The sequence below is a fragment of the Labrys sp. WJW genome (genome assembly GCF_001676615.1).
GTDB classification, from domain to species: Bacteria; Pseudomonadota; Alphaproteobacteria; order Rhizobiales; family Labraceae; genus Labrys; species Labrys sedimenti.
Genome location: NZ_LYXZ01000060.1, coordinates 15,716 through 39,522 on the forward strand (window position 1 = coordinate 15,716; position 23,807 = coordinate 39,522).

Annotated in this window: 24 protein-coding genes; 13 read left to right on the forward strand and 11 right to left on the reverse strand. The window is 64.5% G+C overall.

Annotated features, from left to right (window positions below; genetic code table 11):
• Window positions 1–20: 20 nt before the first annotated feature.
• The 7 genes from BA190_RS29560 to BA190_RS29590 form a co-directional block, all read right to left on the reverse strand.
• Entirely contained in the window at window positions 21–308 is a 288-nt protein-coding gene (locus BA190_RS29560; RefSeq protein ID WP_068296564.1) for a hypothetical protein, read from the reverse strand.
• 231 nt (window positions 309–539) lie between these two features.
• A complete protein-coding gene (locus tag BA190_RS29565; protein WP_068296566.1) occupies window positions 540–992 on the reverse strand; it encodes a type II toxin-antitoxin system VapC family toxin in 453 nt (150 codons plus the stop codon).
• A complete protein-coding gene (locus BA190_RS29570; protein ID WP_068296714.1) occupies window positions 989–1,249 on the reverse strand; it encodes an AbrB/MazE/SpoVT family DNA-binding domain-containing protein in 261 nt (86 codons plus the stop codon). The genes BA190_RS29565 and BA190_RS29570 overlap by 4 nt, the downstream gene beginning before the upstream one ends.
• Window positions 1,250–1,306: 57 nt before the next feature.
• Window positions 1,307–2,011, reverse strand: coding sequence for an ABC transporter ATP-binding protein (locus BA190_RS29575; RefSeq protein ID WP_068296569.1), 705 nt, complete (start codon window positions 2,009–2,011; stop codon window positions 1,307–1,309).
• A complete protein-coding gene (locus BA190_RS29580) occupies window positions 2,008–2,796 on the reverse strand; it encodes an ABC transporter ATP-binding protein (RefSeq protein ID WP_068296573.1) in 789 nt (262 codons plus the stop codon). The genes BA190_RS29575 and BA190_RS29580 overlap by 4 nt, the downstream gene beginning before the upstream one ends.
• Complete coding sequence (locus tag BA190_RS29585) at window positions 2,793–4,634, reverse strand: ABC transporter permease (protein ID WP_068296577.1); 1,842 nt, start codon at window positions 4,632–4,634, stop codon at window positions 2,793–2,795. Before BA190_RS29585 ends, BA190_RS29580 begins: the two co-directional genes overlap by 4 nt.
• A gap of 311 nt (window positions 4,635–4,945) precedes the next feature.
• On the reverse strand, window positions 4,946–6,151 hold the full coding sequence (locus BA190_RS29590) for an ABC transporter substrate-binding protein (RefSeq protein WP_082980122.1): 1,206 nt from the start codon (window positions 6,149–6,151) through the stop codon (window positions 4,946–4,948).
• 245 nt (window positions 6,152–6,396) lie between these two features.
• Here BA190_RS29590 and BA190_RS29595 point away from each other — a divergent pair, with 245 nt between their 5' ends.
• Window positions 6,397–7,572, forward strand: a complete 1,176-nt coding sequence (locus BA190_RS29595) for a hypothetical protein (protein ID WP_068296580.1) — start codon at window positions 6,397–6,399, stop codon at window positions 7,570–7,572.
• Between the two features lie 15 nt (window positions 7,573–7,587).
• On the opposite strand, the gene BA190_RS29600 is transcribed toward BA190_RS29595, so the two are convergent.
• Window positions 7,588–8,391: an XRE family transcriptional regulator gene (locus tag BA190_RS29600; protein WP_245314995.1), complete on the reverse strand. Its 804-nt coding sequence runs from the start codon at window positions 8,389–8,391 to the stop codon at window positions 7,588–7,590.
• A 716-nt stretch (window positions 8,392–9,107) separates the two neighbouring features.
• Here BA190_RS29600 and BA190_RS29605 point away from each other — a divergent pair.
• The 10 genes from BA190_RS29605 to glnT all read left to right on the forward strand — a co-directional run bounded on the left by BA190_RS29605 (window position 9,108) and on the right by glnT (window position 17,128).
• Window positions 9,108–9,401 carry a hypothetical protein gene (locus BA190_RS29605; RefSeq protein WP_068296585.1) on the forward strand — a complete coding sequence of 98 codons (294 nt, stop codon included), beginning with the start codon at window positions 9,108–9,110 and terminating at the stop codon, window positions 9,399–9,401.
• Between the two features lie 9 nt (window positions 9,402–9,410).
• Window positions 9,411–9,809: a hypothetical protein gene (locus tag BA190_RS29610; RefSeq protein WP_068296588.1), complete on the forward strand. Its 399-nt coding sequence runs from the start codon at window positions 9,411–9,413 to the stop codon at window positions 9,807–9,809.
• 10 nt (window positions 9,810–9,819) lie between these two features.
• Window positions 9,820–10,002: a hypothetical protein gene (locus BA190_RS29615; RefSeq protein ID WP_068296597.1), complete on the forward strand. Its 183-nt coding sequence runs from the start codon at window positions 9,820–9,822 to the stop codon at window positions 10,000–10,002.
• Window positions 9,999–11,420 carry an APC family permease gene (locus BA190_RS29620; protein ID WP_082980123.1) on the forward strand — a complete coding sequence of 474 codons (1,422 nt, stop codon included), beginning with the start codon at window positions 9,999–10,001 and terminating at the stop codon, window positions 11,418–11,420. Before BA190_RS29615 ends, BA190_RS29620 begins: the two co-directional genes overlap by 4 nt.
• Before the next feature lie 21 nt (window positions 11,421–11,441).
• Window positions 11,442–12,143, forward strand: a complete 702-nt coding sequence (locus tag BA190_RS29625) for a hypothetical protein (protein WP_068296599.1) — start codon at window positions 11,442–11,444, stop codon at window positions 12,141–12,143.
• 102 nt (window positions 12,144–12,245) lie between these two features.
• Window positions 12,246–12,527 (forward strand): hypothetical protein, encoded by a 282-nt coding sequence (locus tag BA190_RS29630; protein ID WP_156771760.1) that lies wholly within the window; start codon window positions 12,246–12,248, stop codon window positions 12,525–12,527.
• A 145-nt stretch (window positions 12,528–12,672) separates the two neighbouring features.
• Complete coding sequence (locus BA190_RS29635; RefSeq protein WP_068296602.1) at window positions 12,673–13,569, forward strand: glutamine amidotransferase family protein; 897 nt, start codon at window positions 12,673–12,675, stop codon at window positions 13,567–13,569.
• Window positions 13,570–13,602: 33 nt separating this feature from the next.
• Window positions 13,603–14,301 carry a GXGXG domain-containing protein gene (locus BA190_RS29640; protein ID WP_245314996.1) on the forward strand — a complete coding sequence of 233 codons (699 nt, stop codon included), beginning with the start codon at window positions 13,603–13,605 and terminating at the stop codon, window positions 14,299–14,301.
• Window positions 14,302–14,390: 89 nt separating this feature from the next.
• Window positions 14,391–15,716 carry an FMN-binding glutamate synthase family protein gene (locus BA190_RS29645; RefSeq protein ID WP_068296611.1) on the forward strand — a complete coding sequence of 442 codons (1,326 nt, stop codon included), beginning with the start codon at window positions 14,391–14,393 and terminating at the stop codon, window positions 15,714–15,716.
• Window positions 15,717–15,820: 104 nt separating this feature from the next.
• Window positions 15,821–17,128, forward strand: a complete 1,308-nt coding sequence (glnT, locus tag BA190_RS29650; protein WP_068296614.1) for a type III glutamate--ammonia ligase — start codon at window positions 15,821–15,823, stop codon at window positions 17,126–17,128.
• An 88-nt stretch (window positions 17,129–17,216) separates the two neighbouring features.
• Here glnT and BA190_RS29655 read toward each other — a convergent pair whose 3' ends face one another.
• On the reverse strand, window positions 17,217–19,241 hold the full coding sequence (locus tag BA190_RS29655; RefSeq protein WP_068296617.1) for an FUSC family protein: 2,025 nt from the start codon (window positions 19,239–19,241) through the stop codon (window positions 17,217–17,219).
• Window positions 19,242–19,335: 94 nt separating this feature from the next.
• Between BA190_RS29655 and BA190_RS29660 the strand changes: the two genes are divergently transcribed.
• Complete coding sequence (locus BA190_RS29660) at window positions 19,336–20,256, forward strand: LysR family transcriptional regulator (RefSeq protein WP_068296619.1); 921 nt, start codon at window positions 19,336–19,338, stop codon at window positions 20,254–20,256.
• 101 nt (window positions 20,257–20,357) lie between these two features.
• Window positions 20,358–21,248, forward strand: coding sequence for a DMT family transporter (locus tag BA190_RS29665; RefSeq protein WP_068296625.1), 891 nt, complete (start codon window positions 20,358–20,360; stop codon window positions 21,246–21,248).
• A 25-nt stretch (window positions 21,249–21,273) separates the two neighbouring features.
• Here BA190_RS29665 and BA190_RS29670 read toward each other — a convergent pair whose 3' ends face one another.
• Window positions 21,274–22,224 carry an AEC family transporter gene (locus tag BA190_RS29670; RefSeq protein WP_068296628.1) on the reverse strand — a complete coding sequence of 317 codons (951 nt, stop codon included), beginning with the start codon at window positions 22,222–22,224 and terminating at the stop codon, window positions 21,274–21,276.
• Window positions 22,225–22,480: 256 nt separating this feature from the next.
• On the reverse strand, window positions 22,481–23,719 hold the full coding sequence (locus tag BA190_RS29675; protein WP_068296631.1) for an acyl-CoA dehydrogenase family protein: 1,239 nt from the start codon (window positions 23,717–23,719) through the stop codon (window positions 22,481–22,483).
• Between the last annotated feature and the right edge of the window lie 88 nt (window positions 23,720–23,807).

Genomic DNA, 23,807 nt, shown 5'->3' on the forward strand with positions numbered 1-23,807 from the left:
CCCGCACAATCTTGGTTCGATCAATGCGCAGCCCACCGCATCGCGACCTTGCCGGTCACCGGCACCGGCCGAGAAAAGGAATAGCTGAAATCCCGGGCCTGCGTGAGGGCGAAATTGTCGGCGGCGGCTTGAAGAGGGCACCGTGCCCCGACCAGGGCGGGCAGGGACAACAGGGCCAGTTGCAGGACGAGCCGCGCCAGGGCAGGGCGATAGAGGCGGTTGGCCGGGGGTATCTCGAAAAGGCTCTCACGCCAGCGACGGCCGGCACCGCTCTCGCCCGGTGAAGGAGGTTCGTCGGAATGGATCATTTCGCGCTCCGGATAGGGAAGGTGGCTGCCAGCAGCCCATGCCGATCCAGATCGCGGTGATCGCTGTTTTATTCCCGAGCGTTCGATTTTTTCCGGCGCGGCTTGCGATGGACAGAAGGAGGCGGCGTAGGCGTGGCAAGCCGGTTTCCAGCTGAGGGCCGTCAGCCAAGAAACGCGTTGTCATGCCCTTCTTGCCACCTGCAGTGGCGCTGGCGATGACAAGCGTCCGATTCACTTCTTCGCGGACGGATCCCAAGTCTCGTGAAATCCTGTTGCCGACGGCAGTGTCCAGTCTTCCAGTCTGAGCCGCGGAATTCGACTGAATTCGCCCACATTATTCGACACCAGAGTCAGCGATCGGGCGATGGCTTGCCCGGCGATCAGCAGGTCATAGGGCCCGATCGGCGTTCCAGCCGTAGCCAGAGCAGCCCTGATATCGCCGGCTTCGCGGGCATCGCCGTCATCGAGGTCGAGAACCTCGAAATCACGCTTGATCAGACGGATGACCTCGAGATTGCGCTCGAGCTTCTGGCTGCGATAGGCGCCGTAATAGAGTTCATGCAGGACGATGGTGGGGAGGGCAATCTCACCCGGCTTGCACGCCAGTATGCGATCGAGCAGCGGACGTGAACGCTGGTTCTTGAGAGCAATGATCGCGTTTGTGTCGATGAGGTAGCGGATCATTCGAAGAACTCGTCGAGTCCGGACCGATCCGGTGTCGCCGGCTGCTCGCGGCCTTCGGCCAGAAAATCGTCGCTGAAACCAAGCTCGAGAGCCGCGCGCAGGGAGGCCCAGCTCTGGGCAGGGCCAGCACGGGGGCGCAGTATGAGAGCATCCCCCTCCCGGATGACCTCGACCTCATCGACCTGGAAGCGGAATTCCTTCGGCAGGCGGACCGCTTGGGAATTCCCGGAACGAAAGACCTTGGCGTAGTGAGGCATCATCGATTCCGTCATGGATGTATATACTCTATTGTATATACATCCATTCGGTCTCGGCTACAACGCCAGGTATTCCGTCTGTATGGCGCTGTCGGCTTCCAAGGCGGCCATGGTGCCGGAATAGCGGATCATGCCGCTCTCGATGACATAGGCGCGATCGGCGATCAGGCGGGCGAAATGCAGGTTCTGCTCGGAGAGCAGGATCGACAGCCCTTCCTGCTTGAGGCGCAGAATGGCGCGCGCCATGTCCTCGACGATCTTGGGCGCGAGGCCCTCTGAAGGCTCGTCCAGCAGCACGATGGCAGGGTTGCCCATCAGCGTGCGGGCAATGGTCAGCATCTGCTGCTCGCCGCCGCTCATCCGCCCGCCCAGCCGGCCCGGCATCGCGGCGAGATTGGGGAAGAGCTCGTAGAGCCGTTCCGGCGTCCAGGGTTTCAGGTCCTGGCGCGGCGGTCGGCGGCCGACTTCCAGGTTCTCCCTGACCGTCAGGTCGGTGAAGACGCGGCGATCCTCCGGCACATAGCCGATGCCGCGGCGGGCGATCTCGTAGACCGGCAGGCGGATGATGTCGGCGCCGTCGAGGCGAATGGTACCGCGCCGGTCGGCGACCAGGCCGATGATGGAGCGGAAGGTGGTGGATTTGCCGGCACCGTTGCGGCCGAGCAGGGCGACAACCTCGCCAGGCCCGATCTCGATGCAGACCTGGTGCAGGATATGGGCGGGGCCGTAGAAACTGTCGAGGCCGGCGATTTCCAGCTTCATGGGGCGGGCTCCTGCGCATGGATTGCAGCAGGCGCGAAAACCGTGCCGTCGCCGAGATAGACGGCGCGCACCTGCGGGTCGTTGCGCACGGTCTCGGCATCGCCGGCTGCGATCAGGCGGCCGCGGTCGAGCACGAGCAACCTGTCGGCATGCTCGAACACCACGTCCATGTCGTGCTCGGTGAACAGGATGCCGATGCCGCGCTGGCGGGCGATGCCGGCCGCCAGGGCCATCATGGCGATGCGCGCGCCCGGTGCCATGCCGGCCGTCGGCTCGTCCATCAAAAGGAGGCGCGGCTGATTGGAGAGCGCCACCGCCAGCTCCAGCCGCTTGAGGTCGCCATAGGCGAGCTCGCCGCAGGGATGGTCGGCCAGGGCGCTGATGCCGACGAGGTCGAGCAGGGCGTTGGCTTCCGTCCGCTTGTAGCGATCGAGGCGGGCGAAGCGGCGCCAGATCATGCCGTCATGGCTCGCCAGGGCCACCTGCAGGTTCTCGATCACGCGCATCGAGGCAAAGGTGGCAGTGATCTGGAAGGTACGCCCGACGCCCAGGCGGCAGATCGCGGCGGGCCGCATGCCGGCCGTCTCGCGGCCGAACAGGCGGATGGAGCCGCGATCGGGCTTGATCTGGCCGTGGATCATGTTGAAGCAGGTGCTCTTGCCGGCGCCGTTGGGACCGATCAGCGCCACCATCTCGCCCGCCGCGACCGTGAGCGAAACGTCCTTCACCGCTTCGACGCCACCATAGGTCTTGGCGAGCCCCTTCACCTCCAGCAGCACCGTCATGGCCGGTTCTCCTTTCGGGGCAGGAGATCGCGCAGGCCCGCCAGTCCGCGCGGCAGCGCCACCACGACCGCGACGATGAACAGGCCGATGGCGAGCTTGGAATAGTCGGTCGCGCTCATCAGCCAGATCGACAGCGTCTTGAACACGCCGGCGCCGAGCACGGCGCCGGAAACACTGCCCATGCCGCCGAGCAACACCATCACCAGCCCATCGACCGAGGTGGTGACGCCGAAGGCATCGGGAAATACGCTGCCCTTCAGGAAGGCGAACAGAGCGCCGGAGACGCCAGCCAGCAGGCCCGCCAATACGAAAGCGGCCCATTGCACCGGCGCCTTGGCGATGCCGACCGCCTCGGCACGCAGGTAGGAATCGCGCACGGCCCGCAGCATGAAGCCGAAGGGGGCGAAGGTGGCGAGCCTGAGCAGGCCGACGCCCAGCAGGGCGACGACCAATGTCAGTTCATAGAAGGCCCAGGGCTTGGCGGCCCATTTCGCCGGCCATACGCTCAAGATGCCGTTGTCGCCGCCGGTGAAGTCGACCCATTGCGAGGCGATAGACCAGCAGATCTGTGCAAAGGCGAGGCTGAGCATGGCGAGATAGACGCCCGAAAGCCGAACGGCGAAGCCGGCGAAGAGCATCGCGCCCGCCAGCGCCAACAAGGGCGCGACCAGCAAAGCAGCTTCCATCGGCCAACCCAGCATCGTCGTCAGCAAGGCGGCGCCATAGCTGCCCAGGCCGAAAAAAGCGGCATGGCCGAAGGAGACGAGGCCGCCGACCGAGACCAGGAACTGCAGGCTGGCGGCAAAGAGCACGAAGATCAGGATCTCGCTGCCCACCGACAGCACATAGGGGCTGGCGCCGAGCGGAAGCAATGCGGCAAGGGCGATGGCCGCGGCGGTGACCAGCCGGCCGGACATTCGCATGGGCTGCCAGGGTTGCGTCGTCAGGCCCAGGGCCGGGCGCTGCGGGCTCGTCGGCTTGCCGAACAGGCCCCAGGGCCTGACCACCAGCACCACCGCCATCACCAGGAAGATCAGCACGATGGAGATCTTCGGAAAGGCGAGGATGCCGAAGGCGTTCAGCTCGGAGATCAGGATGGCTGCCACCAGCGCTCCGACGATCGAGCCGAGCCCGCCAGTGACCACGATGATGAAGGCCTCGACGATGATGGCGAGGTCCATCTGGTGGGTGACGGCGTCGCGCGGGATCTGCAGGGCCCCGCCGAGGGCGGCCAGCCCGACGCCCAGCATGAACACGCCGGTGAACAGCCATTTCTGGTTGACGCCGAGGGCGGCGACCATGTCGCGGTCCTGCGTGGCGGCGCGCACCAGGATGCCCCAGCGGGTGCGGTTGAGCAGCAGCCAGATCAGGCCGAGGACCAGGGGGGACATGGCGATGAGGAAGAGGTCATAGGCGGGGATCGCCTTGCCCGCGATCTCGACCGCGCCCTTCAAACCCGGTGCGCGTGGCCCCAGCAGGTCATCGGCGCCGAAGACGATCACCACGAGGTCCTGCACCACCAGGGTGACGCCGAAGGTGGCGAGCAGTTGAAACAGCTCCGGCGCCCGGTAGATCCGCCGAAGCAGCGTCATCTCCAGCAGGCCGCCCAGCACCGCCACGACCGCTACGGCGGCCGGCAAAGCCAGCCAGAAGCCGAGCGGACCGGACCAGGCATTGGCAAGCGTGCAGGCGACATAGGCACCCAGCATGTAGAAGGCGCCATGGGCGAAATTGACGATGCGGGTCACGCCGAAGATCAGCGAGAGGCCCGACGCGACCAGGAACAGCGAGGCGGCCCCGGCAAGGCCGCTCAGGAATTGGGCGATGATGGTTCCCACGAAGACCTCAGGGTGGGTTGTGTCGAGTGGGGAAGCTGCAACAAAATGTTGCGCTTTCGGTCGTAGGTCCCGTGCGCTGCAAACCAGCGGGATAAGGCGCGGGAATCCCTCCCCGGTTTCGGGGAGGGTGGACCGGCGAGGCCGGTTCGGGAGGGGGAGAGTGGCGCGGCCTTGCAATCCAATGATTCATCTGCGCCACTCTCCCCCTTCCGTCACTGCTACGCAGCGACACCTTCCCCGAAGCCGGGGAAGGATTTGCGCGCTTCACGCCGGGCGCATCGAGCATCATAGCAAGGATGTGCGAGTGCTCTTCACGGCGCCGGCCGCATGCCCTTCACCGTGGCGTCATCCGGCAGATAGTCCTTGCCGTCGCGATAGGCGAAATCGGTCATCACGCCATTGCCGTCCGCGACCCCCGTCTTGCCGACAAAGGCGCCCATGGTAGATTGATGGTCGATGGCGCGGAAGCTGATCGGCCCGAACGGGGTCTCCAGCGGCAGGCCTTCCGCCGCCTTGACCAGGGCGGCGGTGTCCGTCGAACCGGCCTTGGCCAGGATGGCGGCGGCGGCCTTCATGGTGACGTAGCCGACGATCGAGCCGAGGCGCGGATAGTCGTTGTACTTGGCCTGGTAGGCCTTGAGGAAGGCGTCATGCGCCGGGGTTTTCACTGCGTTCCAGGGATAGCCGGTGACGATCCAGCCCGTCGGCGCCTCGTCCTTGAGGGGGGCGAGATATTCGGGCTCGCCGGTGAGGAAGCTCACCACGGCCCGATCCTTGAACAGGCCCCGGGTCGAGCCCTCGCGCACGAACTTCACCAGATCGCCGCCGAAGGTGACGTTGAGGATGGCATCCGGCTTGGTGGCGAGCAGGGCTTCCACCACCGGACCGGCATCGATCTTGCCCTGGGTCGGCCATTGCTCGCCCACCCATTTCACGTCGGGGCGCTTGGCGCTGAGGATCTGCTTGAACACGGCGACGGCCGACTGGCCATATTCGTAGTTGGGTGCCACCGTGGCCCAGTTCTTGGCCGGCAGCTTGGCGGCTTCCTCCGCCAGCATCGCCGCCTGCATGTAGTTGGAGGGGCGCAGGCGGAAGGTCTGGGCATTGCCTTTCGACCAGGTGATGGCGTCCGTCAGCGGCTCGGCCGCCAGGAACATCACGTCCTTCTGCTTGGCGAAGTCGGAGACGGCGAGGCCGACATTGGAGAAGAAGGTGCCCATCAGCATGACGGCGCCATCGCTCGAGGTGAGCTCGTTGGCGGCGGTGATGGCGCTGGCGGGCTTGCCGCCATCATCCTTGGAGATCACTTCGAGCGGCTTGCCGTTGACGCCGCCGGCGGCGTTGATCTCCTCCAGCGCGAGCTGCCAGCCCTTGCGGTAGGGTTCGGTGAAGGCGGGCAGGCCGGAATAGGAGTTGATCTCGCCGATCTTGATGCTGTCGGCCGCATACGAAGGAAGGGCCGCGAACAAGGTCACGGCGACGGTGCCCGCGAGGGCCAGTCGAGACAAGATCCGCATTCAGGGTCTCCGCTCTGGATGTTGGAGGCTTTATGATTCTTGGACTGTGTCGGCTCGCGTCCTCCCGGTCCAGCGTCAAGGCCGTTGGGAGAGGGCGCAAACCGCCGCAGGCAGGCTGAAACGGCGGAAAATCGTTCGTATGCAAACGAGTTTCCGCTGCGAAGGTCGCTATTGTCAAGTCGAATGCTCGGTCGGCTTGTGGCGCGCGCCTTGCCCGGAATGGGGCGTTGGAGCAGGATAACGCCATGGGCTGGAAGGGGGCTGGCATGGTTGCGGCAGGCGGCAGACGATCGCGGTTCCGTCTGGCGGCGCTCATGCTGCTCCTGGGGCTGTGTTGGCTGGGGAGTGTCATCCCGCTTCCGGGGTTGAAGCAGGAGGCCGTGGCGTCTCTGTTCGGTCCCGACGGCCATGGAATGCTGAGACAGCTTTCCATCTTCGCTCTCGGCCTCGGTTCGCTCTTGACGGCGCTGGCCTATCTGGAAATAGCAAAGCTGCTGTTTCCCGGCCTGGCGCGATGGCAGGGCGTTTCTGCCGACAACATGTTCAGGCTGAACGACTATGTGCGTCTCGCCGCCGTGGCGATCGCCCTCTTCCAGGCCTATGGCGTGGCGGTGGCGTTGCAGCAGGGCCCCTATCTCGTCGCCGAATCACAAGGCGGTTTTGTCCTGGTGGCGATTGCCACCCTGCTCGGGGGCTGCGCCCTGCTGTGGTGGCTCGTCGATCGCATCACCCTGCTGGGCTTCGGCAACGGATTCTGGCTGGTCTGGGCGGCTGGTATCGTCTCAGGCTTTCCCAAGGATATAGTGCAGCTGGCGGACCTGACGCGAACCGGCTGGGTGGGGACGGATATCTGGCTGATCTTGGCCGGCTTCCTGTTGGCCGTATGCCTTGCCACCGTCATCGTGAATGCGCTGCTTGTCGACCAAACCAGCGCCGATATCGGCCCTCCGACGGCCTCGAACCGCGAGGCGACCCTTTCCGCCAGGACGGCCAGCCTAGCCCTGATCTGGCCGCCGCTGCTGGCCAATATCATTCTTGGCTATGTCGTGTGGCTGCTTCTGGCGTTTGGGCTATCGACCGAGACCGTTTACGCATGGATGGACCATGGGCGTCCGGCTCGTCTGCTCCTGCTCGCCCTCTTGCTCCCGCTTTTTTGCTTCGCCTATATGCGAACATGGCTCCGCGAGGGCGCGCAGGCAGGTTTCGTGACCCGTCCCAGACTTGTCTTCTGGATGCTTTGCGCGCTCCAGATCATCAGTTGCCTGGGAGGCGAGTGGCTCGAGCGTCACCTGAAATTGCCCTTCAGCCTTCACGGTGCCTCGCTCATTCTGTGCATCACCGTGGCGATGCGCTTCCTGAGAGGCCTATCGTTCGGCACCTTCTCATCGATGCCAAAGGCCGTGGCAACTGGTCCGGAATAGCGGGGCGCTTGCGGCTTAGACCTCATCCTTTGCGTAGGAGATGATCGACAGGAAGCGGATCGGCAATTGCCGCATCTCGTCGGGGCCGTGCGGGGCATCGGCGTCGAAGAACAGGCTGTCGCCGGGCGTGAGGTGGTAGAGCTTGTCGGCGTGGCGGTAGACCACCTCGCCTTCCAGCATGTAGATGAACTCCAGGCCCGAATGCTGGAACAGCGGGAAGACGTCGGACTCTTCCGTCAGCGTGATGACATAGGGTTCGACCACCACGCGGCCGGTATTGCCGGCATTGTGGCCGAGCAGGCGATATTGATGGCCGGCGCGCGTGCCGCGCCGCTCGATGAGCAGGCCTTCGCCCGCCTTGACGAACACCGCTTCGCGCCGTTCCTCGAAGCGCCGGAAGAAGGCGGTCACCGGCACGCCGAGAGCGCGCGACAAGGTCTGCAGCGTAGTGAGCGAGGGCGAGGTCACGCCATTCTCGATCTTGGAGAGCATGCCGAGCGACAGGCCCGTCGCGGCAGCAAGATCGGCGACGGTGATGCCCAGCTTGTTGCGGAAGGAGCGAACCTCGCGGCCGATCGCCACTTCCAGAATATTGTCACGGGCCCCACCGAGCGCATGGGGGTCCTGGCCGGGAAAGGCGGAGGCGGGCGGCAGTTCGCGGGTGGGGAAAGCATCCGAGAACAAGCCTTCACCATCGTCCGGATCGATTGGATCGGCATAACGGGGGCCTAATGTCGGGGCAATGACCGTCTGGCCTCCACGCCCGGCGGTGGGCGTCGGCACTGTCCTGACAGCTGGTGTAACCACCCGCTTCGTCATGCTCGTTCCTTTCACGTCCCTGCGGAGAGTCTGGCGCGTCCGGCGCTTTCTCCCCACTCATTCCCGTTTGCCCCGCACCCGGAAGGTCTGAATTCCAAGACCGCGGCCGGCTTCAGAAAAAACACGCTCTCCCGTAACGAGAGGAGAGTCGTTCCCGCTCGTGTGAAGGCAACCCAGTTGCGGTTGCCCAGCTGTGCGACAGCCAACTCCCCGGCTGCATTGGGCTAACGCTTGAAAAATATCGTGCGGCCCACCGAGCGACAAGCTGGATGCCGCCCGTTATCCCGCCAATATGGCGACCATCGGTCGGGATTCCAGACAAGAAGTTGCGATTTTGGATGGGAGAGACGGTCGAATTGCATTTTTCGCCCGGCAGCGCCGCGTTTCTTGCCAGCCGCGCGGGATCGCTGGGCGAATCGCCGCCCGCCTTCCGGCATCGTCTGCGCACGCGCAAACTGCAGTGGACCCTCATGCCCGCCTCCTGCTCCAGGTGATCTTGCTGCGGGTCTTCCTGAAGTGCAAGAATTTTTCCGAGCATTAAACGTTCAGAAAAATGGCGTGAATCTGCCAAAGAATGTCGCGAATGCGAAGTTTCTTGTCAGACAAGCGCTTGACAGGGGCCGCGCAACGGGCGCAGACTTTCCTGGCATAAAAACAAATTGCCTCTCAGTAACAAAAGCGAACCCGCAAGAGGCTGTATTCGGGAGGAAATATCTATGACACCGGGATCGGAAGATCCGCGGATCGAGGTGATGTATCGCCGCGACCGCGCCTGGGCTTTCGGCGCCATCGGCGCCCTCTGGCTCATCCTGCTTTTCGTCTTCTTCAAGATAGCGCCCGACAGCGGCTCGACGGGCATCACCATTGCCCTGCTCATCGCCGGGGGCCTGGTGCTGCTGTTCAACACGGCCGCGATCATTGCGCTGCTGCGCCACTATCACGAGGACAAGCTGCATCTTTACGGGCTCGACCTCCACTACATCGATGAAATGAAGAAGAGCAAGCGGTGAGGAGCTGACATGGCCAAGACACCTTCAGGCAAGACACCCTATCAGCCGCCCGAACAATCGGCGCTCGGCCAGGTCATCGATTCCATCGTGCTACTCGCCCTAGTGATCGCCAGCCTGTTCGCGCCCATCGCCCTTGGGCTTGCCGGGGGGGGCAAGGTGGATCTGACCTTTTCGGACAAGAGCTGGGCCGGCATGGGACAATCGTCGTTCGCCCAGTCGCTGTGGGAAAAGCTCGGCTATACCGCCGAAACGGCAGCGCCGATCATCGCCTCGCGCTTCGATTATTCCTTCTCGCTGCTGGCCTTCCTGCTCACCGCGGCGATCATCGTGATCTATTTCGGTTTCCTGATCTACTTCTCGGAAAAGGAATACCGGGATGTGATCGCCGAGCGCTTCGGCGACAAGTGAGGGCGATGCCGTGAATACATTCCATCTTCTCGAATATGCGGCCTGGGCGATCTCGATCCTGATCGGCGCCTGGATGCTCTACGACCTCATCAAGACCAACGCCACCTATTCGGAAGACATGCTGATGTCATCCCGAGAAGGTGAAATCGAAGATGAGCTGATCATCGACCCAACGCATAGAGGTGCAAAATGAGCGAGATCACCTCCAATGCGGGGGCTTCGGCGCATGTCCAAACCACGGTCATCCATGGCGAGAAAATCTCTCTGCTGCGCGTGCTCGGCCCCGCCCATGTCTGGGCGCTCGGGGTCGGCATCGTGCTGGTCGGCGAGTTCATGGGCTGGAACTTCGCCGTCGGCAAGGGCGGAGCGCTCGCGGCCCTGATCGCCTGCTGGACGGCGGGCCTGCTCTATACCTGCGTGGCCATGATCGATTCCGAGGTGACCTCGACCGTCGCCGCGGCCGGTGGCCAATATGCCCAGGCCAAGCACATCGTCGGCCCGTTGATGGCCTTCAATGTCGGCCTCTATCTGGTGATGGCCTACACCATGCTCGAAGCGGCCAATGCGATCACCGCCGGCTATCTGATCCAGACGGTAGGCGGCATGGCCGGTTTCGATGCGGTGCATGACAAGCCCTTCATCGTGCTCACCATCATGGGCCTGGCCCTGCTGAACTATCGCGGCGTCTATGCCACGCTCACCTTCAACCTGGTGATCACCGCCATCGCCTTCCTCGCCATCGTCTTCCTGTTCGTCGGTGCCAAGCCCTGGTCGGAGGACCTGCTCAAGCCCGCCGAATTGCTGACGGGCCTGCCCTATGGCTGGCTGGGCGTGGTTGCGTCGCTGCATTTCGGCCTGTGGTTCTATCTCGGCATCGAGGGCACCTGCCAGGCGGCCGAGGAGGTGCGCTCGCCCGCGCGCTCCCTGCCATTCGGCACCATGCTCGGCATGATCACCCTCCTGATCGCGGCCGCCATGACCTGGTATGTCTGCGTCAGCCTGATGCCCTGGGAATATCTCGGCCAGGCCACCACGCCCTTGTTCGACGCGGCCCGCATGACCGGTTCGACCGGGCTGATGGTCCTGTTGTTCGTGGGCACCATCTTCGCCACGCTGGCTTCGGCCAATGGCTGCATCAACGACGCCTCGCGTGCCTGGTTCTCGATGGGACGCGATCGCTACATGCCGGCCTGGTTCGGCGCGGTGCATCCGAAATACCGCACGCCCTTCCGCTCGATCTTCTTCCTGGTGCCGATCGCGCTGATCTTCGCGCTGGGCGCGCCGCTCGACCAGGTGGTGACCTTCTCGATCCTGTCGGGCCTGCTCGGCTACTCCTACATGACCTTCAACGTGATGATGTTCCGCTGGAAATGGCCGGTGGGCAGCATCAAGCGCGGCTATGTGCATCCCTTGCATCCGCTGCCGGCGATCGTGCTGTTCCTGCTGTGCTCGACTGCCTATTTCGCGGTGTTCCTGGGTTATGGCACCCAGCTCATTGCCATGATGGTGTTCTACATCGTGGTCTCGATGTGGTTTGCCTTCCACCGCTACAAATATGTGCGGCGAGGCGACCAGTTCACCATGCCCTGGCCTCGGCCCAGGGGATATTGAGGCGTTGAGGAGGCGGCCAGCATGACCTTGTTCGCATTTCTTGCCGTCCTCGTGGCGGGCTTCGCCGGCCTGGGCTGGCTTTTGAATCGCGAGAGGTCGGCGCTTTGGCGCCGGCGGAGGGCCCTGCTGGCCGATTGCCGCCCGCTTTTCGAGCGGGTGGAACAGGCGGATGGCGTGGGGGGATTCCCCCGGCTGTCCGGGGAGATCGCCGGCCGTCGCGTCGTGGTCGAATTGATGCCCGATACGATGACGCTGCGGCGCTTGCCGCAGCTTTGGCTTTCACTGACGGTAATGATGCCGCTGCCGGGGGGAGCCGCCTTCGGCGTGTTGGCGCGCCCTTCCGGCAGCGAGTTCTACGCCCGCACGCCCGACCTGCCGGTGCGTCTCGAGCCACCCGCCGGCTTGCCCGAGGACGTGATGGTAAGAGGCCGGCGGCGTGGTGCAGCCTTCCTGGCCCAGGCGGAGCGGGCGATCGCAGACCTCATGGCCGATCCCAGGGTCAAGGAGGTGCTGGTGATGCCAGCCGGCCTGAGGGTGGTCTTTCAGGCCGCCGAAGGGCAGCGAGGCCAGCATCTGCTGCTGCGTCAATGCGATTTCGGTGACGCAGGTTTCGATCCCGCCCTGTTCATGCGGCTTTATGATGGTCTGGAGGAGATCGCCCGCAGGCTGTCGCCTGCGCCGACGCCCGCGCATCTGCAGGAGACGCGTGGCCAGCGGGCCTAGGGCGCATCGTCAGTTAGGAATAGACTTCTGGATTGCTTCGCCGCTCCTGCAATGGCGATTGAATCAGAGTCGCAGTGCTCAAATCACCGTCAGGAGGGCGCCATGGCCGCAGCCATGCTCGCGAAACCCTTTCATCCCTATCTCATCCTCGCCCTCGCCGTTGCGCTTCCCGGGGTCGGCCATGTCGCTCTTGGCCGCCAGATGCGCGGGTTGGGATTTGCGTTCTTCACGCTCCTGTTCGCCTTTCTGAGCTGGCATTTGTCGACGCCGGAGACGTCTCCGATCGGCCGCATGGCGGGAGGCCTGTTCGTCTGGGCGCTTTCGATCCCGGATGCCTACCGGGTGGCGCGCCTGCGCTGGGAACGCTGGCGCCAGCAGGCCTGAGAGCTTCATTTTCTCGCTGTTTCCTGTGAGGAAAATCCGTTTCCAAAAAAATATTCCTCACAGGAAAAAAATGTTCAGGTGGATATTGCTGGCGCCTCAGGAAATTGCTAGCCTCCCTGAAATCAACGCATGAGGGACCCGTGCTATGTGTGGCATTGTCGGCCTGTTTCTGAAGGATAAGAGCCTGGAGCCCCAATTGGGTACGCTCCTGTCGGGTATGCTCGCCACCATGTGCGACCGCGGCCCGGATTCGGCCGGGTTCGCGATCTATGGCGCGCCGCAAGCCGGCAAGGCCAAGATCACCGTCCAGTCGGCCGATCCGGCCAAGGATTTCGAGGGTCTCTCTGCCCTGGTCGAAAAGGCCGTTGGTGCCAAGGTCTCCATCACGCCGAAGGACACCCACGCCGTTCTCGTCCTCGATGCCGACAAGGCCGAAGCGGCCCGCCAGGCCATCAAGGCTGAGCGCCCTTCGATCCGCATCATGGGTGCGGGCGAGGCGATCGAGATCTACAAGGAAGTGGGCTATCCCACCGAGGTCGCCAAGCGTTTCGGCCTGGCCGGGATGACCGGCAGCCATGGCATCGGCCACACCCGCATGGCGACGGAATCGGCGGTGACCACGCTCGGCGCCCATCCCTTCTCGACCGGCGCCGACGAGTGCCTCGTGCACAATGGCTCGCTGTCCAACCACAACAATCTGCGCCGCGAGCTCAGGCATGACGGCATGACCTTCGAGACCGAGAACGACTCGGAAGTCGCGGCCGCCTATCTGACCTGGCGCATGAACCAGGGCCTCAATCTCGGCGAGGCCATGGAGAAGGGCCTCGACGACCTCGACGGCTTCTTCACCTTCGTGGTCGGCACCAAGGACGGCTTCGGGGTGGTGCGCGATCCTGTCGCGTGCAAGCCGGCCGTGCTCGCTGAGACCGATCAATATGTCGCCTTCGGGTCCGAATATCGCGCTCTGGTCAACCTGCCCGGCATCGAGGATGCCAAGGTGTGGGAGCCCGAGCCGGCCACCGTCTATTTCTGGGAGCGCTGAGGCATGGATCAACTTGCGAAGAAAGTCGCGAGCGTGAGCACGGACGTTGAAAAGATCGATCTGGCCAAGACGCCGTTGCGCGAGCTCAACCAGGCTCTGCACGCGCTCAAGGCCGGCACCAACGCCACCTCCTGGGAGGTGAGCAATCCCAAGGGCTCGCATGCCCTGGCCGTCGGTGTCGACGCGCCCGTGCGCATCGATGTCAAGGGCAGCGTCGGCTATTACTGTGCCGGCATGAACAAGGAAGCCACTGTCGTCGTGCACGGCTCTGCCGGCCCGGGCGTGGCCGAGAACATGATGTCGGGCGAAGTCCGCATCAAGGGCGATGCCAGCCAATATGCCGGCGCCACCGGCAAGGGCGGTCTTCTGGTGATCGAAGGCAACGCATCGTCGCGCTGCGGCATCTCGATGAAGGGCATCGACATCGTGGTGAAGGGCAATATCGGCCACATGTCCGCCTTCATGGCCCAGTCGGGCAATCTGGTGGTCTGTGGCGATGCCGGCGACGCCCTGGGCGACTCGATCTACGAGGCTCGCTTGTTCGTGCGCGGCAAGGTGAAGAGCCTGGGGGCCGACTGCATCGAGAAGGAGATGCGCCCCGAGCATCTGGAAATCCTCGGTGGGCTGCTGGCCAAGGCCGGCTTCACCGACGTCAAGCCCGAGGAGTTCAAGCGCTACGGCTCGGCCCGTACGCTCTACAACTTCAACATCGACAATGCGGATGCCTACTGACCTGGGATCACAGGCTCTCGGCCTGCTCTTCCCGCTGCATCGACTGTTTCCAGAGCAGGCTATAGGCCTGCGATCCCAGGATTGACCTCATGAGCTATCACAATCCGCCGACCGTTCCGCGCAAGTCCGCGACTTTCGACGATTACACCCTGTCCGAGATCCGCCGCGCCGCCACCACCGGCATCTATGACATCCGCGGCGGCGGCGCCAAGCGCAAGGTCCCGCATTTCGACGACCTGCTCTTCCTCGGCGCTTCGATCTCGCGCTATCCGCTCGAAGGCTATCGCGAGCGTTGCGCCACCAATGTCGTGCTCGGCTCGCGCTTCGCCAAGAAGCCGATCGAGCTCAAGATCCCGATCACCGTGGCCGGCATGAGCTTCGGCTCCCTGTCGGGCCGCGCCAAGGAAGCCCTCGGGCGTGGTGCCTCGCTGGCGGGGACCTCGACCACCACGGGCGACGGCGGCATGACGCCGGAAGAGCGCGGCCAGTCCAAGACGCTGGTCTATCAATATCTGCCTTCGCGCTACGGCATGAATCCGGACGACCTGCGCAAGGCTGACGCCATCGAGGTGGTAGTCGGCCAGGGCGCCAAGCCCGGCGGCGGCGGCATGCTGCTCGGCCAGAAGATCTCCGACCGCGTCGCTCAGATGCGCACGCTGCCCAAGGGCATCGACCAGCGCTCCGCCTGCCGCCATCCCGACTGGACCGGGCCGGATGATCTCGAGATCAAGATCCTCGAGCTGCGCGAAATCACCGATTGGGAAAAGCCGATCTATGTGAAGGTTGGCGGCGCCCGTCCCTATTACGACGTGGCCCTGGCGGTGAAGGCCGGCGCCGACGTGGTGGTTCTCGACGGCATGCAAGGCGGCACGGCCGCCACCCAGGAAGTCTTCATCGAGAATGTCGGCCAGCCCACGCTCGCCTGTATCCGTCCTGCCGTGCAGGCGCTGCAGGACCTGAACATGCATCGCAAGGTACAGCTGATCGTCTCCGGCGGCATCCGCAACGGTGCCGACGTCGCCAAGGCCCTGGCGCTCGGCGCGGACGCGGTCTCGGTCGGCTCGGCAGCCCTGATCGCCCTCGGCGACAACGACCCCGCACTCGAGGACGAATATCGCAAGCTCGGCACCACCGCCGGCGCCTATGACGACTGGCACGAGGGCAAGGATCCGGCCGGCATCACCACGCAGGATCCCGAGCTGATGGAAAGGCTCGATCCGGTCAAGGCAGGCCGTCGCTTGGCCAACTACCTCAAGGTGATGACGCTGGAGGCCCAGACCATCGCCCGTGCCTGCGGCAAGAACCACGTCCACAATCTCGAGCCGGAAGACCTGTGTGCCCTCACCATCGAGGCCGCGGCCATGGCCCGCGTACCGCTGGCAGGCACCAGCTGGATCCCCGGACAGGGTTTCTGAAGATATGCCGGTCTTCGGACCGGCATATTCTTTGTCCACCATGATCAAAAGATGCCGATCTGAAGATCGGCACACCTAACCATCCATTTATCGGGATTCCGCACATGACCCAGGATTTGGCGACGCTCGCCAGGGAAAAAGGCATTCGCTATTTCATGATTTCCTACACGGACCTGTTCGGCGCCCAGCGCGCCAAACTGGTTCCGGCAGCAGCGATCGCCGACATGCAGAAGGACGGCGCCGGTTTCGCCGGTTTTGCTACCTTCCTGGACCTGACACCGGCCCATCCCGATCTGTTCGGCCTGCCCGATCCCAGCGCGGTGATCCAGCTGCCCTGGAAGAAGGAAGTCGCCTGGGTTCCCGCCGACTGCGTGATGGAAGACAAGCATGTCGGCCAGGCGCCGCGCGTGGTGCTCAAGAACGTCATGGCCAATGCGGCCAAGGAAGGGCTCTATGTGAAGACCGGCGTCGAGGCCGAGTTCTTCCTGATCGATGCCGACGGCACCGCCATCTCCGACGCCATGGATTGCGCCGCCAAGCCCTGCTACGACCAGCAGGCCCTGATGCGCCGCTATGACGTGATCGCCGAGATCTGCGACTACATGCTGGAGCTGGGCTGGGGCCCCTACCAGAACGACCACGAGGACGCCAACGGCCAGTTCGAGATGAACTGGAACTTCGACGACTGCCTCATCACCGCCGACCGGCACTCCTTCTTCAAGTTCATGGTGCGCTCGGTCGCCGAGAAGCACGGCCTGCGCGCCACCTTCATGCCCAAGCCCTTCATGGGGCTGACCGGCTCGGGCTGCCATGCCCATATCTCGGTGTGGGACGAGACCGGCAAGGTCAACATGTTCTACGACAACAAGGACGAGATGGGCTTGTCGCGGCAGGGCTATCACTTCCTCGGCGGCATCATGAAGCATGCCGAGAGCCTGTCGGCGATCACCAATCCGACGGTGAACTCCTACAAGCGCATCAACGCCCCCCGCACCATCTCCGGCGCGACCTGGGCCCCGAATTCGGTGACCTGGACCGGCAACAACCGCACCCACATGGTGCGCGTGCCCGGCAAGGGGCGCTTCGAGCTGCGCCTGCCAGACGGCGCCGCCAATCCCTATCTGATGCAGGCCGTGATCGTCGCCGCCGGCCTCGACGGCATCCATTCCAAGGCCGATCCCGGCAAGCGCTACGACATCGACATGTACCAGATGGGCCATACGGTGACGGACGCGCCCAAGCTGCCGCTGAACCTGCTCGATGCTCTGCGCAATTTCGACGCGGACGAGTCGCTGAAAGCCGCGTTGGGCAATGACTTTTCGGCTGCCTACCTCAAGCTCAAGCGTCAGGAATGGAACAGCTACGCCAGTCATCTGACCCAGTGGGAGCGCGACCACACGCTCGACATCTGATCGCGGCGAACAGGTCAGAAAGATCAAGGGCGCCGGAGCCATCCGGCGCCCTTCTTTTTGGAAGCTCTCACAGGAGCCCCTCTGCTCTTCACCCCTTCAGAAACGTGGCCTGTTCGATGGCTTCGCGCGCGATTTCCTGCAGCAGCACGCCGCCTCGATGCAGCGCGCGCGAGGCATGGCTGTCCGAACGCCGGGCCTGCCGCACCAGATGCGCCGCCGCCGGCCTGGCGGCCCTGGCGAGGGCCTGCGGATCGGCTGAAGCCAGCCGCCGCAGTACGGTGCGAATTGGTCGCGCGGCGGCCTTCTGGGTCTGTGCCAGCCTGTCGAGCTCCATGGCGGCCTCGCCGATGGTCAGGGCGGCCAGCATGCCGGCCATATCCCGGTCCATCACGGCGCTGGTCAGGGCCTTTTCGGCGGCAAGTTGCCGGCCGAAACGGTCCGCGGTCCGGCTGAACCATTCCGCCGAGGTCCAGATCCCCGGTGTGCTGCCGATCAAGGCGAGATCATGCCGGATGGCTTGGTGCAGGCGGCGGCGCGTCGCCTGGGCATTGGGCGGGAACAGCAAAGCGAAGGCAAGCGTGCCGCAGGCGATGCCGGCCAGCAGCGTCATGCCACCATTGAAGAAGCCGGCAGCCTCGGTGCGGACATCGTTGCTCGGCCCCACCAGGTCCCAGAAGAAGATGGCAAAGCTCGCTGCGGGAGCAGCCGTACGGGGGTGGCGCATGGCGATCCCGGCGGGAACCATGAACAGGCTGACCACGGCAGCGAGCAGCGGGAAGCCCGAGATCATCGGCATCAGCGCGAAGTTGCAGATGGCGCTGGCCGCAAAGGCCCAGCCCGTGCCTTTCAGGAAGCCGAGGCCGGCGGCGACCGGATCGTCCCGTGTGGCGAACAGGGCGCAGACCACGCCGACGATGGTGACGAAGCCCGAACCGGTCGGGGCTGCCGTCATGATCCAGGCGGCTGAGGCGAGCAGCACGGCGGCGACGGCGCGGATGCTGTTGTGCAGTGCCGCCGTCCAGTCGACGTGGAAGGCGAAGTCGAGGCGCGAGGGCGGTGGTTCCGGCCTGGCTAGGAGCGCCCGGCGCGCCAGGGCCGTCTGCAGGGAAGAGAGCAGCGCGTCGAGCCGATCATACAGGAATAGCTGTTCGTCCCCGCCCTCGCCCCGGTCATCGGGGAAGGAGAGGACCGCACCAAGACGCCCGCGCAAGGCGACGATTGTCGCCTGCTCGTTGGTGCTGCCATTGGCGACGGCTTGCAGCAAGGCGGAAGTTTCGACCAGGAAGATGTCTCCCTGGCCGTCCCGCTGGGTCAGATAGTCCCGCAGGCTGTGCGCGGCGGCGAGCTGGGCCAGCGTTGCGCTGGCGGCGGCGCGGACATGCCCGAGGGCACTGCGTGCGAGGGTGGAAGCGGAGGCGGCATATTCGGCCGTGGTGTCCAGGGCCAGAGCCTTGGCGAACAGGCGCTGCAACGCCGGTGTTGCTGCTGCCTCTCCAGTGATGGCACGGGCACAGATCCCGGCGGCCTGCCGGATATAGGCGTCGAGGCCGGCGCGGACATCGTCCAGGGGCCGGGAGGGAGCAAGGATGGCGCTCAGCGTGGCCTCCACCCCGATGCCGAGCAGGATATAGACGAGGCGCGCCTCGGCGACGTCGAAGATCTGCGAGGGGTTGGCAGCCGCATCCAGGGTGATGATCGCCGCGGTATAGCCGGCCAGCACGGCGCCATAGGCGCGGAAATTCCGCAGCGCCGTGGCGACGCCGGTGCACAGCCCGATCCAGATGGCGAGAGCGCAGAGAAGCAGTTCCGGCGCCTGGGCGAACAGGGCGGTGAGGGAGACGGCGATGCCCGTTCCCGTGAAGGTGCCGAGGACGCGATAGCGTGCCTTCGACAGCGTCATGCCGCGGCTGCCTTGGGCCACGATCCACACCGTCATGGCCGCCCATTTCGGGCTGTCCAGATTGATCAGGAAAGCGAGGTAGAGCGCGATCAGCGAGGCGGCCGTCGTCCGCAAGGCGAAGGCGATGCCGCTCCAGCTGGTGCCGGGCGGCGCCTGCGTCAGCCGAGTCCACAAGGGCATCGGCCCATGCGTGGACGTGGACTGGGCGGTCATGCAGGCGCTTATAGCGCCAGGACAGGAATGGAATAACTATGGCTATTTGGCAAAAACTATTGCTGAATATGGAATAGTCATTGCGAGGTGCCGATTGCATAATCTCCAGAGCCTCTGGATCTTCCTGCGCGTGGTCGAGAGGGGTGGTTTCACCGCCGCGGCGAGCCAGCTCGGCCTGCCGCTGAGCACGGTGAGCCGGCGCGTTACGGCGCTCGAAGAGGATCTCGGCGTGCGCCTGCTCAACCGGACGACGAGGCGGGTGTCGCTCACCGAAGCCGGGCGGGATTTCTACGAACGCTGCAGCCTTGCCGAGGAGATCCTGGAGGAGGCCGATCTGTCGGTTCGCGCCTTGCGGACCGACCCGGAGGGCACGCTGCGCCTTCTGGTCCCCTACGCCCTCGGCCTGATCGCGCTGGAACCGGCCCTGGAGGAATTTCGGCGCCGTTATCCCAGGATCAGGCTGGCGCTGACCTTCGACAATCATCCGCTCGATCTGGTGGAGCACGGCTTCGACGTGGCGCTGCGGACGGGCGTGCTGCCCGATTCCAGCTATGTTGCCCGGCGCCTGGGACGATCACGGGCTCGCCTGCTCGCCAGCCCCTCTTATCTCGAGCGCGCCGGGCGCCCTGCCTCCCCGCAGGAGCTTTCCGATCATGCCGTGCTGGCCCATGGACCGGGAGAGTTCCTGACCACTTGGCGGCTGAGAAGCAAGGCCGGAAGCGAAGTCGAGGTCGCGGTCCGCCCGATCCTGATGTCGAACGAATCCGACACCATCATCCGCCAGATGCTCAAGGGGGCCGGCATTGCCCTGGTGTCCACCCGGCTGATGGCCAATCGGGCCGGAGAGCAGCCCTTCGAGATCGTGCTGCCGGACTGGCACCGGGCCGAGGATGCCGAGGTCTGGGCGCTCTACTCCAAGCGCGCCACGCGTGACCGCAAGATCCAGGCCTTCGTCGAATTCGCGGCAGAGATCTTCGCGCCCTGGACGAGGGATCCGGACGCGGAAGAAGCCTGAGGGCCGAAACCGCATATTTCGGGCGCTGGTTTCCTGGCGGTGTTGATTGTGCTGTTCGAAGCGCGATACCGTCACGCCGACAATCTCAAGCAGGCCCTGTCGTGATCGCCATCCTCGCGGCTCTCGCCGCCTCCTGTACCTGGGCTTGCGCTTCCCTGGTTTCCCATGCCCCGGCCCGGCATCTCGGTGCGTTCGCCTTTGCCAGGATACAACTGCCGACATCCGCGCTGCTCCTGGTCGTCATCGCCACGATGGTGGGTGGCTGGCCTACGATTGAGGTGGGGAACTGGTCGATCTTCCTTATCAGCGGCTTTGTCGGCATCCTCATGGGCGATATCGCCTTGTTCAACTGCCTGAGAAAGGGCGGGCCGAGGCGAATGCAGCTTCTGTTCGCCTTGAATGCGCCGCTGGCAGCGGTTCTGGGCTATGTCTGGCTGAGCGAAAGCCTGAATTTTCGGTCGATCCTCGGAATGGTCCTGGTGCTGGGCGGTGTCGTCATAGCCATCCTCCACAACCGCAAAGCCGATACGGAGAATGATCTCGATGAGCTCCGAGGCTCCTTGTTCTCGGTGATTGCCTGGGGGCTCCTCGCGGCTCTGTGCCAGGCCATAGGCCTCATTGCGGTGAAACCGATATTGTCAGCCGGGGCGAATCCATTCGCGGTATCGGCCCTTCGCACGCTGGCGGCAGCGATCCTGATCCTTGCGGCGGCTCGCCTGAAGGAGCGGCGACAGCCATCCGAAGCGCCGGCAATGCGTTGGGTGGCCCAAACGGTCATTGCGGGTTGGCTCGGCTACGGCTTGGCCATGACCCTGCTTCTGATTGCGCTCGGTCGTTTCGAAACGGGCATCGTTGCGACTTTGGGCGCAACCGTCCCGGTGATGATGCTGCCACTCATCTGGATCCGGACAGGGAGGCGGCCATCGATGCCCGCTTGGGTCGGTGCCTTGATCGTGGTGGCGGGAACGGCTCGGATTCTGATCCGGAGTTGAGCGCGATCGAGGCCGTGCTCGGCGCTCATCCAAGAACGGCGGTGGCGATCTCGAGCCAGAGCGCCGTCGTCACCACGGAAAAGGCGGTGGCGATGGTGATCTGGTTGGAGGCCAGGGATTGTTCCGTCTTGAGCTGGATCGCGATCAGATAGGAGTTCACGCCCGACGGCAGGCTCGCCGCGGCCACGGCGACCTTGGCCGGGAAAGGCGGCAGGCCGAACAACCAGGCGGCGCCGAGGGCGACGGCCGGCATCAGCAGCAGTTTCAGTCCAGACAGGACCAGTGCCGGCCTGAGGTTACCGGAGAGGCCGAATCGGCGCAGGCCGAGGCCCATGGCAAACAAAGCGATCGGACCGGCCACGTCGGCGAGGGCGTCAACGAAGCGATTGGCGATGCCGGGCAGGGGAACGCCGCCCGCCCGCCAGGCGAGGCCGGCGAAGATGCCGATGATCAGGGGATTGCTGAGCAGCCTGCGCAGGAAGTCGCGAATGATCGCCAGGGGATGCAGCGGCTCCTGGCGCCGTGGCCCGAACCAGTGGAACAGCAGGATCGAGGCCATCAGCATGGTGGGCAGATGCACCGAGATGATCAGCGAGAGGATCTCGAAGCCCTCATTGCCGAAGACGCCGAGCATGAAGGGAATGCCGAGCAACACCAGGTTGGAGAAGGCGGCGGAGACGCCGCCGATCACGCCGGCCTGGCCATCACGCCGGAACAGGCGAGTGGTCACCAGGTGGCCGGCGATCCAGGCTGCGGCAACGGCGGTGAAATAGGTGGCCCACAATTGCCAGGGTGCCGAGCCATGGAAGCTCGAGGTGACCATGGTGCGGAACAGCAGCAGCGGCAGGGCGACGCGGACGGCAAAATCGGAAAGGGCATCCCCCGTCTCGGGTTTGAGATAGGAGCTTGCTCCCGCGCCATAGCCGAGTGCGACCAGGCCGAAGACGAACAGCACGGTTTCGACCAGAGGCGACATCGGCTCCTTGGGGCATTCGGGTGGCAGCCTGTGCCACCTCCTTCTGCCCCAAGGTCTCGCAATGCCTGGTGATTCCGTCAAATGACGGCTTCAAGATCAAGAGGCACCAATCCTGTCAGCGAAGCCTTTGTTACACGGTGTGCCGATCTCCAGATCGGCACCTTCCTCGCCAACAAACAGAGCCTTTCCAAGGATGCCGATCTGGTGATCGGCACACCGGTCCGCGTTTATTCCGCAGCGTTGATCTTTTACACCCTCACACCTGCCCGATGCGCCATTGATAGGGGGGCGGCGTGCCGTTGACGGCAAAGTCCCCGATGATCCGGTCCTTGTAGATGCGCGGATTATGCGAGGAGAGGGTGCGCGCATTGCGCCAATGACGGTCGAGGGCGGCGGAGCGCTGCGTGGCGGAGGCGCCGAGCGCGTCGAACACGATGGTGGAGGCATCGAGGATCAAAGTGGTGACCACGGTCTGGGCCTGTGCCACCTCGAGCTCGGCGACGGCATTGGCTGCTTCCTCCGCCGCGGCGTCGCCGGCAAAGCGGGTATCGAAGGCGCGCTGCACGGCCTCGGCTGCCTTGAGCACGATGGCCCCGGCCGAATAGGCCGCGCCACGGATCCGCCCGACCACCTGCAGCACCTGGGCATCCTCGCTCGGGCGCGGAGAGGGGGCGTTGGAATAGCTGCGGCGGCGGGCCTTCACCGCCGCGGCGACGTCGTCGCTGGCAGCACGGCCGATGCCTGCGAGCGTCGCCAGATGCACGAGCTGGTAGAAGGCGGCCGAATATTTGAAGCGGTCGTCATCGATGACGACATCGGCGGGGTCGACGGGGGCATCGGTGAAGGTGGTGGTGCCGCTGGCGGTGAGGATCTGGCCGAAGCCGTCCCAATCGTCGACCACGTCGACACCCGGCGCGTGGCGGGCGACCACGGCCGAAAGCGACTGGCCCTCCTCGCCGCTGGCGCCGATGTCGATCCAGTCGGCGAAGAGGGAACCGGTGGTGTAATATTTGGCGCCGGTGACCGAGGCGGCCTTTCCGGCTTGAAGCTTCACGATGGTGGAGAAGGCGGCCTGCTTGGCTTCGCCGATCTCGGTCCAGGCGCTGCCGGCGATCTCGCCGCGGGAGAGGCGCGGCAGCCAGCGGTCGCGGCGATCCTGGGCGCGGGCATTGACGATGTCCTCGGCGAAGCCGAAATGGGCGCGCAGGGCCTGCGTGACGTTGGAATCGGCGTGGGAAAGCTCGATCAGCAGGGCGAAGAGCTGCGGCAGGCTGGCGCCGAAGCCGCCTTCCTTTTCCGGCACGCGCAGGGCGCCGAAGCGGGCATCCTTGAGCCAGCCGATCGGTTCATGCGGCAAGGTGCGATTGAGTTCCCGCTCGACGGCACCCTCGCGGATGCGTTCGAAGACGGAGCGGAAGGTGGCGGCGAGTTCGTCGTAATTATGTCCCGGCCCGCTGCCCCAGCCCGTCGCCACTATCGATGCCTTCTGTGTCATCTGTCTGATTCTCTTAGCTTTTATCAAGTGATCCCACGCCGAACCCTGTTTCCTGTCCAGCCGGGTCGGTGTCGATTCCATCTATTTT